This is a genomic window from Syntrophus sp. (in: bacteria) (genome assembly GCF_040768185.1).
GTDB classification, from domain to species: Bacteria; Desulfobacterota; Syntrophia; order Syntrophales; family Syntrophaceae; genus Syntrophus; species Syntrophus buswellii.
Map to the genome: position 1 here is coordinate 23,261 of NZ_JAXGNC010000005.1, position 14,849 is coordinate 38,109.

Genomic DNA, 14,849 nt, shown 5'->3' on the forward strand with positions numbered 1-14,849 from the left:
TCCTGCCTGAACCGGAACCCTGTTGATGCGTGTTCAGCCTACTTCGATGGATCATAGTCCCAGAGAAAGGTCACCCCGCTGTTGGGGAAGATCCATTCACCATCACGAATTCGCAGCGAAACGCAACGTCCAGGATCCCGGATAATTTCGGGATAGGGGTGCTTTCCGGCGAAAAAGCAGATTTCCTGGACGGTGGAAACGGGCGTCCCTTCATAGCGGAAGTTAATCTCCAGGCCGCGCGTGGGGTAAACAAGATAGACGGGGAAGAACCTGCAGCCCCGTGATGAGCGGGTGACAACCTCCAGTTCCACTCTGACCTGCTGACCGAGCCTTTCCTTGAGATGCTCGCCGCCGCACCAGACTTCATAGCCGCGGTTTGTGCTCTCCCTTCGGATGACCGGAATGTCCTCCTCGTCGATCCGCACCCGGTTCACCCTGAAATCCTTATCCGCGTCTCCGGAGCCGCCATCCTGAAGCAGCCATCGATATTCACAGAGCGGATCATCAAAAAAAGCGGAGAGCTGACCGTTATCCAGAGCGCAGCCGATGAGAAAGACGGGATTCCGGAAGACCTTGGTATATTCGATATGGGTCGTCACGCGGAACCCGTCGGCTGCCGGCCCCGTTTCCCCGGCCTGTTCACCCCCGGGTTCGGATAAGGTGATATCATAGCGAAAATTCGTCCGCAGCTCCAACGGCCGGTCATTTTTTCCGAAGAGCGCCTCAAACATTTCGTAAAAAATGGCGTCACCCAGTTCTTCGCTTCGCGCCCTGACCTGGAAGCACTGGCGGATCATCCCGTCGATCCTCGCCAGGGACCGCTCTTCCTGGGGGATGAAGATCCTTCGCAGCCGCGGTTCGACGGCTTCGGCTCGGCCCTGCTGCACAAAAATCCGGGGGGCCCGCTTGCCCAGAGTACAGAGAATATCGTAACTGATGGTCCCGATTCGCGAAGCGATGTCGTTGGCGGAAATTTCCTCACCGCCCTGCCGCCCCATGAGAACCGCTTCATCGCCGATCCGGCAATCGGGAAGAGAGCTCACATCGATGGTGACCATGTCCATGGAAACCCTTCCGACGACAGGCACACGCTTCCCCCGAATCAGCACCTCGCCCTGATTGGACAGGATGATTCCGTATCCGTCGCCATACCCTACGGGAAGGGTGGCAATCCGGGACGGGCGATCCGTTATGTAGGTCCGGTTATAGCCGATCCCCGCCCCTTTGGGAAATTCCTTGAGGAGAATCACCCGGGTCTTGAAGCTCATGACGGGACAGAGGTCGGCTTTCCCCTCCGTTTGGGTCGCCGGATGAATCCCGTAGGACATAAGGCCGGGACGCACCATATCCAGAAAAAACCGCGGGTAATTGAGAATCGCACCGCTGTTGGCCATATGCTTGATCGGGATCGAAATCCCCTCCGCGGACAGCTTCTCGACCAGCGCGAGGAAAAGCGTCCCCTGCTGTTCGTTGAAATTGACGCAGATCTCGCTGGAGGCAAAATGGGAAAAGAGGCCCTCAACCACGATATTCGGGAACGCGAGAATTTTCCTGATCAGGGCGGGGGCTTCGTTCCAGAGGATGCCGCCCCGGCCCATTCCCGTGTCGATCTCGATATGAACGGGCGCCGTCACGCCCGCCTCTTCAAGGTGGCGCTGGAATTCCCCGGCAAACATAAGATCCGACAGAGACGGGGTCAATCCGTATTTGATGATCTCGCGGATCTCCCCCTTCGTGGACGGGCTCAAAATGATGATCGGGGCGGTAATCCCGCTGACCCGGAGCTGTACGCCTTCGTCGGCATTGGCCACACCGAGGCAGGCGGCTCCGTTCTTCAGCGCCGTATGGGAGATCTCGATGGCGCCATGGCCGTAAGCATCCGCCTTGACCACCTGAAGGATCTTGACCGAAGGCCCGACAAGCCGCCGCAGCTCCGACCAGTTCCGTGTAAAGCTGTCCAGGTCCACTTCGACCCAGCTCCGATATGACAAATCGCCAGCAAAAGACATAAATTCCGCGAAGTAGAATACTTTTTCAGATTGGGTAAAAACGGCCTGATGATATCAAACCTCCCCCGAATGTCAAGGCCGGCCGAAAATCTCCTTCCAGCATCAGAAGCGTTCGACGGATTTGAACAGATTTTCCGATTTCACAGGCGGATCGAGGGGTTTCCAGGGATTGATTCAAGAAGAGACGCGGGGAGGGGCATGGGCCTTTTGGATAGGGGCTCGGACCAGGAGAGGCGGTCCGAGGCTTCCCGGTTGGATGGTAGCGCCCCCTGACGCGGCCGGGGCGGTTGTACGACAATTTCCGCAAGGGTCATTCCGGAGCCTTCTGCGTGGCCATGGTGATTTCCCTGGTAATCTCCACCCCCCTCTGCGGATTCAGGAAACCCCAGATGACACCGGCTTTGTCACGCTTCATGTGCATGGTGATCCCAGCCGCCGTTTTGAGGTCCAGCTTTTCGAGCATGGCCCCCGCCTTCGCCGGAGGGGTCGCCTCATACACTCTGGCCAGGTCCTTGTACCGCTTGGCCTCTGCTTCCTTGTTGGCCGTAATGGTGGAATTGAGCTTCTGTTCAAGATTGAGCAGAACGTCTATTTTTTCAGCAATTTCTTTCTTCAACGACAGCAGCTTCGCCTCTTCGGCCTTGAGGGCGCTTTCCTTTCCGTCCAGGTCCCTTTGCCGGCCCTGTAAAGCCGTATACAGAGTTCTCGACGGGGCCAGTTCGTCATCCACGACATCCCTGACGGCCGCTTCCGACGATCCCTGGCGCATTGGCTCCGCCAGTGCGCTCCGTTCAGAAAGCACAGATCCGTGCGGAAGCTCCATGAACGTCACCAGGCCGCAGACGGTGGCAATCTTGACAAGAAAAACCAAAAGGATGAAGGCTTGAAGAATATAGAAGGCCTTTTTCATGACTCGGCTCCATCAAACCGGAGAATTCCCATTTCATCCATGACCTTGCGATCAAGGTCCGCTAAGGAACGTTCATAATCTTCCAGATTTTTTTCTCTCAGCGTTTCAAGCATTTTTCTCTTCTTGACGGCCTCCAGAAGGTCTTGGCGCTTTGCCTCGACTTCGACCGATGCCTCGGAAAGGATCCCCCTCTGCCCTTTTTCCTCTTCGTGCAACGTTTCGATCCCCCTGAACAGAATGGCGATTTTTTCCACGGATGTCCTGCTTTCCTGCAGGCCCTTCAGCGTGCCGACGAGGTCTGCCCTTTTCTGAACCAGCGCATCGAGACGTTTTTGCTCCTTTTCCATCCGGCGAACCGCTTCAGAAAAGCGAATCAGCATCCTCTCTTCAAGAATCGTCCGGTATTCCAGAACCGTCTGCAATGGGAATTTAAACATGACACCCCTATTCCGCCGCGAAGAGGTTCTCCATCATCCCGGTGGTTTCTTCAAAATCAAACCGCTCATGAATATCCTGCCTCAGGAAAGCATTGACCGGATTGATCATGCGGATGGCGTAATCGATCTCCGCATTGCTTCCATGAACATAGGCGCCGATGTTGATCAGTTCCTCAGCCTTTTTATAGGTCGCCAGGATGTTCAAAATCTGATTCGCCGCTTTCTTGTGCTTTTCAGTGACGATGTCGATCATCACGCGGCTGACGCTGTTGAGAACATCGACGCAGGGGTAATGGTTTCTGCTGGCCAGATCCCGGGAGAGATAGATGTGCCCGTCCAGAATGGACCTTGCCGTGTCGGAAATGGGCTCATTGAAGTCATCTCCTTCGACCAGGATCGTGTATAACCCCGTGATGCTTCCCCGGTCTTCCACCTTTCCCGCCCGCTCCAGGAGCTTGGGCAGGAGGCTGAAAACGGAGGGGGTATACCCCTTCGTGGTGGGCGGCTCCCCTACGGAAAGGCCTATTTCACGCTGGGCCATGGCGAACCGCGTCAAGGAATCCACCATCAGCAGGACATTGCGGCCCTGGTCCCGGAAGTATTCCGATATGGTCGTTGCCACATAAGCCGCCCGCATGCGGATGAGCGGGTGCATATCCGATGCAGCCACCACAACAACGGAGCGGGCCAGTCCCTCCTTCCCCAGGTTCTTTTCGAGAAACTCGCGGACCTCCCTGCCCCTCTCGCCGATCAGGCCGATCACGTTGATGTCCGCATTGGTATTACGGGCGATCATCCCCATCAGGACGCTTTTACCGACGCCTGACCCGGCGAAAATCCCCATCCGCTGCCCCTTGCCGCAGCTGAACATCCCATTGAGAACCTTTACGCCGAAATCGATGGGATCGGAGATTCTTCCCCGCACGAGGGGGTTGATGGGTTCGGCATACAGAGGATACTCCTCTTCCGCCTCAATCGGACCCTTGTTGTCGATCGGGCTTCCCGATCCGTCGATCACCCGTCCCAGAAGGCTTTCTCCGACTTTCACTGCCGCCTTCCTGCCCAGGGACTTGATGGTGCATCCCGGCCCCAGCCCCTGGATGTTTTCCAGCGGCATCAGGATCACCTTGCCCTTTTTAAACCCCACCACTTCGGCAATAACCGGTTTCTGTCCAGGGGGCAGGAGGGCGCAGAGCTCTCCGATTGAAGCCGCCGGGCCGTTGCCCTCGACAACCAGGCCGACAATTTCACTCACCTTGCCATATACTTTGATCGGCGAAATTCTGCCGAGAGCACGCCTGTACCTGGAAAAATCCAGGCAGGGATTCCGGGGCGTCCGTTGTGTCGATTCAAGATGCATGGTTCAGGTACTCAACGGGAACGGGGGCATGGTCACGGGGCCTGCAGATTCAGAAGCCCGGACTTTATTTCGTTGAGCTGTTCGCTGATGCGGGCGTCGACGTCCCCCGAAGTGGTTTCGATCATCGCCCCGCCCCGTGCAATGGCTCCATCCTCTTCAAAGAAGACATTCCTGAAGCCATCCATACTGTTTATGAAATCGTTTTTTATTTGCACCATATATTGGAAATCGCTTGGATTCAGCCTGACCTTGATGTTTTCCCTCTCGACGATATTGCGAAAGGCCGCTCTTAAGACGTTGAGGATTACGCTCTGGTCGGTGGATATCTCCTTGTGCACAACCATCTCGGCAATTGAAAAGCACAGATCCAGCACCTGCCTTTCCGCGGTTTCAAGGCTTTTTTCCTTGAAGGTTCCGAGCTCTTTTGCAAGGGCCTGCAGGGTGTTTTCCACCCTCAGCATCTCCTTTTTTTGAGCCTCGGACGCCTCCGAAATGGCGGCGGCATATCCCTGCTCGTAGGCGCTCTTCCGGACCTCGTCCATCTGCTGCTTCGCCTGCTGAAGGATGGTCTCTATTTCCCGTTTCCTTGTCTCCTCGGGGGAGCCCCTCTTCTCTTCCCCCGGATCCCTCCCCGTTACACTCAGTGGCATAAAATCCATCGCACCGCCGGTCGGTTGGGAAACATAAGAAACGTCCTGCGACTTGATGATCCTCGTCTGCCTATACATACTCATCCTGCACATCGCCCCTTGAGAGGACGATACGGCCTTCTGCTTCCATCTTCTTCGCGATTTCAATAATCGCCCGCTGGCTCACCTCCGCCTCCGAGACCTTGATGGGAGGCATGATCTCAAGTTCCTCCTTAAGCATCTCCGCCCCTCTCTTCGACATGTTGCGGAACACCTTTTCCCTTAACCCCTCATCAACGAGCTTCAAGGCCTTGCCGATATCCTCGCTGCTGATTTCTCTCAGAATCTCCTGCAATCCGCGATCATCGAGCTGAAGAATATCGTCAAAGGTAAGCATCAGGTTTCGGATGCCGGCAGCCAGTTCCGGATCCGTATCTTCCAGGGCCGTCAGAATGGAATTTTCACTGGCCCGGTTCATCTTGTTCAGGATGTCGGCCATCACACGGACCCCACCGATATCCTGGCTGGTCGTCGCCCCTGAAACAATCTCCTTTTCTAGGGTTTGCGCAATTTCATCGATATACTCCTGGGGGACGCTTTTCAGCGTGGCCATTCGGCGGGTGATTTCAAACTGCATTTCCGGCGTAAAATTTTCCAGAATCTGCGCCGCCTTTTCAGGCTTTAAATGGGCAAGGATCAGCGCAATGGTCTGGGGGTGCTCCGATCGCGTGAAATCCATCAGGACCTTGGGGTCTACGTCCCGGAGCTTTTCCGTGATCGGATTGTCATCGCAGCGGACGCTGGACACTTCACTGAGGATATTCTCGGCTTCAGCTTCCCCGACCGCCTTCATGACGATGTTCCTGGTGAAGTCGTCCCTCACGGAGATAAGCCTCCCCTTTTCCTTCGCAAGGGAACAGAATTCCTTGGAAATGGAAGAGATGGTATCCGATGAGATGGTGCTGACCCGGCTCATGAACTTTCCGAGACGTTTTATTTCCGAGGGCTTTAAATGCTTCATCACTTCGGAAGCGTATTCTTCCTCCAATGATAAAACCAGAATGGCAGCCTTTTCTTCATTCGTTATGCTTCCCATTTGTCACCACCCTGATCTCCCGTTCCACGGAGCCCTCTCGTCCTCTTTTCTTGAATGGATTCCCCGCGTTTCATTTCAGCCAGTTCCGCAGCAGTTCCGCAAAAGCCTTGGAATCCTCCACGGCCAGTCTTCTCGTCCATTCCACTTCGCTCAGTTCCTTCTCATGGGCAGACACCAGATCCAGGGAGGGGGGGCTTCCATTCAATTCAATGACGTCCGCCGGAAGCGCCTGGTTTTCGACGGCCCTCTGGGAAGTCTGTCCGGCCAGGCCCCGGATGAGGGGACGGATGACAAAGAAGAAGGCAAGAATCACGGCGATCAGAAGAAGCAGATATTTGATCAGCGAGGAGTGCTGAACCAGGCCGTCTCCAAGCCAGGAGCCACCGCTGTCGCCTTCTTCCGAATCCAGCTTTTTGAACGGCATATTGGTGACGGCGACCTGATCGCCCCGGGCGGCGTTGAACCCTGCGGAGGTTCGAACGAGGCTCTCGATGGATTCGATCTCCTTTTTGTCCCTGGGCTGATAACTCTCGGCGCCTTCCTTATCCTTGGTGTAGACACCGTCAACCAGAACGGCGATGGAGAGCTTCCTGATCTCGCCAACGGGCATGACCGTTTTGGTGACGGTTTTGTTGATTTCATAATTGATGATCTCATCCAGCCTCTCCTGCCCCGCGCTCGAATTGGCCGCCCCGGAATTGGCCGTTTTCTCGGACTGCTTCTGGGTGCTCCGTACAACCGGAGATTCCGGATCATAGGATTCTTCCGTCTTTTCAGCCACGCGGAAATCAAGGTCAGCGGACACTCGAACTACAGCCTTGCCCCGCCCGACGACATTTTCCAGGAGGGATTGAATTCTGGCGGCCGTGTCCTTTTCAAGATTGCGCTGAAATTCAATCTGTGAACCGGACAGGCCGGAAATCCCCGCCTCTCCTTTCAGCTTGGATAAGATGCTGCCTTTATTATCCACAATAATGACGTCTTCCGCATTCAAGCCCTCCACACTGCTCGCCACCAGATGAACGATTCCATCGATCTGCGAGGCACCGAGTGAGCGGCCCGGCTTCATCTTGAGGGTGACGGAAGCGGTCGCCTTTTTCTCTTCACTGACAAAAAGCGACTCTTTCGGCAGGGCAATATGGACCCGACAGGATTCTATTTCCTCCAATCCCTTGATGGTTCTCGCCAACTCGCCCTGGAGGGCGCGCCGATAATTCATCTGCTGCTCGAATTCCGTAACTCCCAGGTTTTTCTGGTCGAAGATCTCGAAGCCTACCCCGCCGCCCTGCGGCAAACCCGACCCGGCCAGCTCCAGGCGAAGCTCTGAAACCCTCTCTTGAGGAACCAGGATCGTATCTCCCGACGAGGTCACTTCGTAGGGAAGCTTTTTCTCCTTGAGTTTTGTTACAATGGCGGATGCGTCTTCACCGGACAAATGGGAAAACAGGACTTTATATTCGGTGCGGTTCGCCAGGTACACCATCGCCGCTAAAGCGGTGAGCGTGATTCCAGCCGCAATGAGTATGGACCATCTCCTTGCCGGCGCCAGCTCCGTGAAGCTCTGCCGGAACTTCTCAAAGAAACCCAGAAGAGGTTGCATGCCGATAACAACTTACCCTTTCATGTGCCGAAGCAGAAAAACACTCATACCTGCATCCTCATGACTTCCTGGTAGGCATCTATGATTTTGTTTCTGACCTGCATCATGGTCTGGAAGGATATGCTCGCTTTCTCCAGGGCGATCATCGCCTCATGAATGCTGCCCGTATCATGCACCTGCACCTTGGATATCGCCGCATCAGCGTCATGCTGAAGCTTATTGATGTCATGTATGGTATTGCGGAGGACATCGCCAAACGAAGACGCTCCTTCATTCCCTTCTCCCCCGGTCTTCTTCTCCGAAAGAGCGGACGGCGGCATCAGCTTGCCCTGGACCGATAAGTCGTTCATTTCTTCACCTCTTCAACTCAGGCTGCCTTTCTTCCCTTCGCCTCCGGCTACAGATCGAACGGCCGTCGACGCGGTCTCCGGGAAAAGGGTTCATCCCGCATGGCGTTATTTCCCGATGTCCAGTGTTTTAAGGGCCATGTTCTTGGTTGCGTCAAAGGCTGTAACGCAGGCCTCGTAAGCCCTGCTTGCCGTGATCATGTCCGTCATTTCCGTTACGACATTGACGTTGGGCATCTCCACATTGCCCTGTTCATCGGCATCCGGGTGGGATGGATTGTAGACCTTTTTCGCGTCCGCCCGGTCCTGGATTACCTCCTTCAGGGAGACCTCCTGCACGGCGTCCCTCAACTTATCTCCGAAGCTGAATTTTTTGTTCACATTTTCCGAAGAGAACACGGCGATCTTGCGCCTGTACGGCCCTCCCTCGGGCGTGCTGGTTGTAGAGACATTGGCCAGATTGCTCGCTATGACATCCATTTTTGACCTTTGAGCGGCAAACCCGGAACTGCAGATGCGAAACGACGTCAGAAAATCCATTTTATTTCGTCTCCTTCAATACGGTGCTCAACCCCTTGAACTTGCGCGCCAGCATTTCAACGGTCAGGTTGTACATCAGGTGGTTTTCGGCCAGAGAGGTCATTTCGTCATCCATCTTCACCTTGTCTCCCGTTTCCACGACCTTGAAATCCTTGTCCGAAATCTCGTCCTGAAGGGCAGGCAGATGTTTTTTATCCGTCTTCGCGAGGGCCAGGCTGTTCACATCGGCCAGGGCCTTGTCCAGGGTGCTCTTGAAGACGTAATCCTTCGGCCTGTAATCAGGAGAATCCATATTGGCGATGTTGGACATAACCACTTTGTTTCTTGAAGAACGATATCCAAGCATCCCGGACAACATCCCAAAGGTCTTGTTGAATAAAAAATCCATCTTTTCCCCCTCTGTTCAGAGACGATTCAAGCAAGGCATGTACCATCCTGGAGAAAAGGTTCCAGGTTAACGCTACTCCGAACCCTTTAACGAATATTCCTGGAGTTTGTTTCTCATGGTCCTGACACTGATGCCCAATATTTCCGCCGCCTTTGTTTTGTTGCCCTTCACCTTGTCCAGCGTGTTGAAAATGAGTTCCTTTTCCATCTCCCAGATCGTCATGTCCCTGGAAAAGTCGATTTCAGGAATTCCATCGGCAATCTCTTCCCGGAAACGGGACATTTTTTCCCCGGGCGGGTCATCGGACCCGACATCCTCCAGATAAAGATGCTCCGGCAATACCGCATCCCCCTGGCAGACCAGCACCGCCCGTTCAATGACATTTTCCAGTTCCCGGACATTGCCCGGCCAGTCGTAGGCGTTCAGGCGCTTCAACGTGCTGTCGTCCAGCACCGGCAAGGGCCTTCCGTTCAGATTGGCGTATTTCTCCAGGAAATGACGGCCAAGGCATTCAATGTCGCCCCTCCTTTCCCGCAAGGGCGGAATTTTCAGCGGGATGACATTGAGCCGATAATACAGGTCATCCCGAAACGCCCTGTCTTCAACGGCTTTCCGGATGTCTGCATTGGTCGTGGCGATGATCCGCACGTCAATGGGAAAGGGCATCTTTCCACCCACCCGGTCGATTTCCTTCTCCTGGATGACCCGCAGCAGTTTCGCCTGCAGGTGCGGGCTCATTTCGGTCACCTCATCAAGAAGCAGCGTCCCCCCGTTCGCCAGCTCGAACTTTCCGATTTTCCGCTGCATCGCCCCGGTGAACGCCCCTTTTTCATAGCCGAACATTTCACTTTCCAGGAGATTTTCGGGAATGGCGGCGCAATTGACCGCCACAAAGGGCATGTGCTTCCGATCGCTGTGGCGGTAGAGGAACCGGGCGAACAGCTCTTTTCCCGTTCCGCTCTCCCCCTGGATCAGGACGCTGGATTTGCTCTTGGCCACCGTCTTGAGGAAATCGAAAATGCCCAGCATTCTGCCGTCCTGTGTGATGATCTCCCGGTCGGCAGCCGGGATTTTTCGTTCCGCCCGGCCTCCCTTTTCGTCCTTACCGCCCTGGGTGGCCAGGACGTTCTTGACGACGAACTCGATGTCCTCAAGGGAAAAGGGCTTCATTATGAAATCGGAGGCCCCTTCCTTCATCGCCTCCACCGCGGTGTTAACGGTTCCATAAGCGGTGATGAGGATCACAGGGCTTTCCGGAGAGATCTTTTTGATGCTTTTCAAGACTTCCATGCCGCTCATTCCGGGCATTCTCATATCCGTAATGACCGCTTCGAAGGCACCGGCCCTGAACTTATCCAGGGCTTCGATGCCGTTGGCCGCAGCCTCGACAAGGTATCCGCAGCTTTCCAGGGTTTCGCAGAGAGCCATTCTCATGGAGGTGTCGTCATCAACAACCAGTATGTGCGTTTCTTTCATTCTTTTCCCATCCGGATCTTTCTAAAAGTCCATCCCCTTCGTGACGGAGGCCGCCGCCACTTCACCCCCCGGCCCCCTGGAGCGCATTCCCCGATCCGTCAGGGGCAGGAGAATGTGCACCGTCGTTCCCTTCCCTTCGGCGCTTTCCACATGGATGTATCCCCGATGCATTTCGATGATGGTGTGGACGATGGCCAGTCCCAGCCCCGATCCCTCTTCCCTGGTCGTAAAGAAGGGGTCAAAGATCCTGGGCAGCGCCTCCCCGGCGATGCCGGTTCCGGAATCGACGATCGTGATTTCGATAAAGGGCTCATCCGCCTCCTGCTCCTGGCCGGGGTCCGGGTAGCAGGTTTGAAAGCAGAGGATCCCCCCCTGTTGATCCAGAGACTGCAGCGCATTGAGGATCAGGTTGAAAAACGCCTGTTTCAGCATTTCAACATCCCCTTCAATCCAGGGTTCATCTTCTGAAAAGGCCGTTTTGACCAAGACGTTTTCCCGGTCGATCATGGGCTCGCAAAATCCAAGAAGCTCCTTCAAAAAAAGGTGAAGGGAAATCTGCTGCAAAATCAAATTGCGGTTTTTTGTGAAGAGAAGAAGATTGGATATTTTGTTGTCCATCTTTTTAACGGACGAGATAATCCTTGAAATACGATCCTTTTCCCTGTCCCCCTTTAATTCCTTCAATAAAAGCGAGGCGTACAATTCGATGCTTCCCAGGGGGTTTCGAATTTCATGGGCGATATTGGCCGCCATTTCACCCAGGGCTGCGAATTTTTCGGACCGTTTGGCCATGCTTTCCAGTTTTTCAATGCGGGTGATGTCGCGAAGGATAAAAACGGTTCCCATTTTCCGCCCGCCCGATTTGATCGGCGATCCCGTTACTTCAAGAAGGCGGTCTTTGAAGCTCATGCGGGCGCTTCTTCCCTTCGGGTGGGATTTGTTCAGAAAAATATCCATCCATTCGTTCGAAGGAAGATCCTCGAAGAGGACACGAAGATGTTTCCCAAAAACGCTCTCCTGGGAGTTTCCCAGAAAAGTTTCCGAAGCGGCGTTCAGCACCTGGATTTCATCGTCCAGATTGGTCACAAGGACGCCGTTGGTTAAACTTTCCAGGATATTCTGCAGATAACCCTTCATCTCCTCCTTCTCGGAAAGCGTTCTCAGCAGTTCCTCATTTTTTGCCTCCAATTCACGGTTCAGGCTTTCAAACTTCTTCTCCAGACGCGCAAAGGCCTGCTGGATATGCAGAGTCGCCTGATTGAACCCTTCAAAGGATTTCTGAAGGGAAGAAATATCGTTCATGACCCAACTCCCGCACGTTCAATTCTTCTCTAGATAATCGCGATTGCTCCTGGACCACGCCTGGTCGGCAACCCAGTAATCCACGACTTTCGGCCAGAAGGCATCGCCGCTTTGCTCCTTCAGCTGGGCAAAGCTTTTTCCCGCCATGGCCCCATCGTTCAGTTTATGGTAGCTCTGCCCCATCCGAAAGAGGGCCCACATCGAGGATTCCCTGTGCCTGATCCCCGGAAAGGCCTGTGAATACATGGCCAGACCGTTCTGATAATCGCCGGTTTCATAATAACAATCCCCCATACCCGCGCAGACATCGGCAACAAACCCCTGGTCGCATTTCTGTGGATCCTCGCGGCACGCGTCCAGAATTTCCCGATACCGGCTGACGGCCGAAGAGCAGAGTCCTTGATGTCTCAAGGCATGGGCATAATTTCTGGAGATCGGAAGAAAATCAGCACGGCCCTTTGCCTTGATCAGTTCTTCATACAGGGGGATCACCCTATCGTACCGGCCTTTCCCGTAGAAATAATCCGCCAGATTCCGCCTCGCCGCATCTGCCGCGTCACCGCCATTCCTTGCAAGCTCCGCCAGCAGGGCTTTCCATTTTTCATCGGTCATTTCCCCCTGGCTGCGGTCGGACTCCAACATGATGAGATCCGAAACGGATGTCTCCATCGCCTGATTGTTCTTTTGCTTCAGGCGGTCCAAAAGGGCCACGGCGTCGGCTTTCAGCCCTGTTTTCCACAGGCTGTCTCCAATCCTGAAGAACATTGCCGTCGACTCGGCGGACAGGGGCACCTTGTTGCGTACCCGGTAATAAAGGTCCGCGACGGCGAGAAAATCCCCCCCTGCCCGGGCTTCCTCGATCAGGTGGGTTGCATTCAGAACAAGATAGGCCCTGCTCTCCTGATGCAGACGTCCATGGGGAAAGGCATCGAGAAGCCTGCAGTACAGTTCGAGGGACTCCTTGAAGCGGCCGGACTTACACAAGGCGTACCCTTTTTGATACAAAAGCCACTCCTCCCGATAGCCCCCGGGATATTTTGTCCGCATCCAATCGTAGGTTTCTATGGGATTTTTGAAGTAATCCCGTCCCGCCATGCAGGCGTTGAACTCCGCCTTCGGATCCATGACGCCGATATTCGCCATGAAAAGGATGCCTTCATTCGCCTCCAGGGTATTCGGATAGGACTCCAGAAGCAGGCTGAACACTTTCAATGCCGTCGAAAAGCGGCCGCCGAAATAGTGGGATCTCCCCAAGTTGTACAAGGCGTTCTTTCTCAGATCACCGTCCGGCTGGAGGTTGAAGCACAGAAGAAACAGGTTTGCCGAACCCGTGTAATCCCCCTGAGAAAACCGGTAGAGCCCCAGATCATGCAGGATATCGGTGGTCAGCCCATCAAAGGAACTCCACTTGTTCAGCGCATTCCGATACCAGGCATCCCCCTCCGGCCTTTGATTCGTCTGCCGCAGGCAATAACCCAGGAGAAAAGACGCCTGGAACGCATAGGACCCATCGGGAGATAACGATAAATATTTCTTCAGCTTATCAATGGCATGGGCGTAGCGTTTTGTCTGATAGAGGATCTTCCCCATCCGAAAGAGCGCTTCCTGCCCGTAAGGAGAATCGGGATATTTCGATAGGACATTCGAATAGGCCTCGTAGGCCTCTTCGTAACTCCCCGTCCGTTCCAGGATGTCCGCCAGCCGGAAATTCGCCACATCATTTCCGCTGCGAGGGTCCGGGTAATGGCGGAGAATATTCCTGTAGGACTCAATGGTCTGCGATCCGTACTTCCCGCTCTCCTTTTCACCGAGAAAATAGAGGCAATCGGCGAGAAGCCGCAGGCTGCTCTCGTACAGGGCGGCGTCGCTTTTCTGACTCGAAAGGAGAGCGTTCAGCATGCCCGCTGCCTGCTGATACCGGTGGGCGTCGAATTCCGTCTTCGCCGCCTCATATTCGGAGCAGACAGGGCTCTGCCCGGCCGGGATCGAAGCCGGAGCGTCGCCCCCCTTGGAACCCGCCGGCGTTTCCGGTTTTCTGCCGTTTTCCGACGGCAGGAGTCTGCTGCTGAAGATGGCCTGCTTCATTCCGGAACCGGCACCTTTGGCTACCCGGGCGCTTTCACCCGCCCTCTGATCCGTGATGGGAACAACAGTCCCCCCGGCCGTTGCGCTTGACGCGCTGTGAGCCGGCTTTACGGCCTTCTGCGGTCGCTTTTTTTCCTTTGCCGGCGGGGACATCCGGTTTTGCGGCCGTTTTTCTTCGGCGAAGACCCGGTACCAGGTCCCCTTTCCAGGGATTTCGACTTCCTTGAAATAGGCCTCGATGCCTTTCGACTTCAGCCTGTCCCTTTCCTGAACGGCGCTCTCCATCTTCTGATAGGACGAAACCTGCCTGACCCGGCTGTTCTGATGTTCCGTTTCCGCCCGGCAGACGCCCTGCCCCCAGGCGGTGAGACTCAAGACCCAGAAGAAGAGAATGGCAATCCGGAGCATCCTGTCGGAGTTCCTCCATGGCAAAGTCATCATTCATCAACCCCAGCCGGAGAGCACGATATGGCCGCTTCTGCGGATGCTTTCGGAACCGCTGCACTGCAGATCACAGATTTCCCCCATCATTCAACGCATTGAAGAACCTCACAGGATCAAAGCAATGGCTATACCAGCTTCACCTGTCCCGGCAACCGCCTTCAGCCGCTGCAGGATGGCTCGGCGAATCCCCCGCGGCGGGCTTGGCGGCCGCCGGGAACCAACCTCG

The 14,849-nt window shown here is 55.0% G+C and carries 13 protein-coding genes; all 13 read right to left on the reverse strand.

All coding sequences use genetic code 11. The features are described 5' to 3' along the window. Positions 1-38 precede the first annotated feature (38 nt). On the reverse strand, positions 39-1,967 hold the full coding sequence (gene alr / locus AB3175_RS06675; protein WP_367360173.1) for an alanine racemase: 1,929 nt from the start codon (positions 1,965-1,967) through the stop codon (positions 39-41). A 352-nt stretch (positions 1,968-2,319) separates the two neighbouring features. After that, a complete protein-coding gene (locus AB3175_RS06680) occupies positions 2,320-2,919 on the reverse strand; it encodes a MotE family protein (RefSeq protein ID WP_367360174.1) in 600 nt (199 codons plus the stop codon). Continuing rightward, positions 2,916-3,356 (reverse strand): flagellar export protein FliJ, encoded by a 441-nt coding sequence (gene fliJ, locus AB3175_RS06685; RefSeq protein WP_367360175.1) that lies wholly within the window; start codon positions 3,354-3,356, stop codon positions 2,916-2,918. Before fliJ ends, AB3175_RS06680 begins: the two co-directional genes overlap by 4 nt. Positions 3,357-3,363: 7 nt before the next feature. After that, positions 3,364-4,716, reverse strand: a complete 1,353-nt coding sequence (fliI, locus tag AB3175_RS06690; protein WP_367360176.1) for a flagellar protein export ATPase FliI — start codon at positions 4,714-4,716, stop codon at positions 3,364-3,366. A 32-nt stretch (positions 4,717-4,748) separates the two neighbouring features. Continuing rightward, entirely contained in the window at positions 4,749-5,444 is a 696-nt protein-coding gene (locus AB3175_RS06695) for a FliH/SctL family protein (RefSeq protein ID WP_367360177.1), read from the reverse strand. After that, on the reverse strand, positions 5,437-6,441 hold the full coding sequence (gene fliG / locus AB3175_RS06700) for a flagellar motor switch protein FliG (protein WP_367360178.1): 1,005 nt from the start codon (positions 6,439-6,441) through the stop codon (positions 5,437-5,439). The genes AB3175_RS06695 and fliG overlap by 8 nt, the downstream gene beginning before the upstream one ends. 70 nt (positions 6,442-6,511) lie before the next feature. Further along, positions 6,512-8,041: a flagellar basal-body MS-ring/collar protein FliF gene (fliF, locus tag AB3175_RS06705; protein ID WP_367360179.1), complete on the reverse strand. Its 1,530-nt coding sequence runs from the start codon at positions 8,039-8,041 to the stop codon at positions 6,512-6,514. Positions 8,042-8,085: 44 nt separating this feature from the next. Beyond that, the gene (gene fliE, locus AB3175_RS06710; RefSeq protein ID WP_367360180.1) at positions 8,086-8,391 is read right to left on the reverse strand and encodes a flagellar hook-basal body complex protein FliE; all 306 of its coding nucleotides are present in this window, start codon (positions 8,389-8,391) and stop codon (positions 8,086-8,088) included. Between the two features lie 105 nt (positions 8,392-8,496). After that, positions 8,497-8,928 (reverse strand): flagellar basal body rod protein FlgC, encoded by a 432-nt coding sequence (gene flgC / locus AB3175_RS06715; RefSeq protein ID WP_367360181.1) that lies wholly within the window; start codon positions 8,926-8,928, stop codon positions 8,497-8,499. Between the two features lies 1 nt (position 8,929). Then, positions 8,930-9,316 carry a flagellar basal body rod protein FlgB gene (flgB, locus tag AB3175_RS06720; protein ID WP_367360182.1) on the reverse strand — a complete coding sequence of 129 codons (387 nt, stop codon included), beginning with the start codon at positions 9,314-9,316 and terminating at the stop codon, positions 8,930-8,932. Positions 9,317-9,388: 72 nt separating this feature from the next. Continuing rightward, a complete protein-coding gene (locus AB3175_RS06725) occupies positions 9,389-10,792 on the reverse strand; it encodes a sigma-54-dependent transcriptional regulator (RefSeq protein WP_367360183.1) in 1,404 nt (467 codons plus the stop codon). Between the two features lie 21 nt (positions 10,793-10,813). Continuing rightward, positions 10,814-12,094, reverse strand: coding sequence for a nitrogen regulation protein NR(II) (locus AB3175_RS06730; protein ID WP_367360184.1), 1,281 nt, complete (start codon positions 12,092-12,094; stop codon positions 10,814-10,816). Between the two features lie 18 nt (positions 12,095-12,112). Further along, positions 12,113-14,620, reverse strand: a complete 2,508-nt coding sequence (locus tag AB3175_RS06735; RefSeq protein WP_367360185.1) for a tetratricopeptide repeat protein — start codon at positions 14,618-14,620, stop codon at positions 12,113-12,115. Positions 14,621-14,849 lie beyond the last annotated feature (229 nt).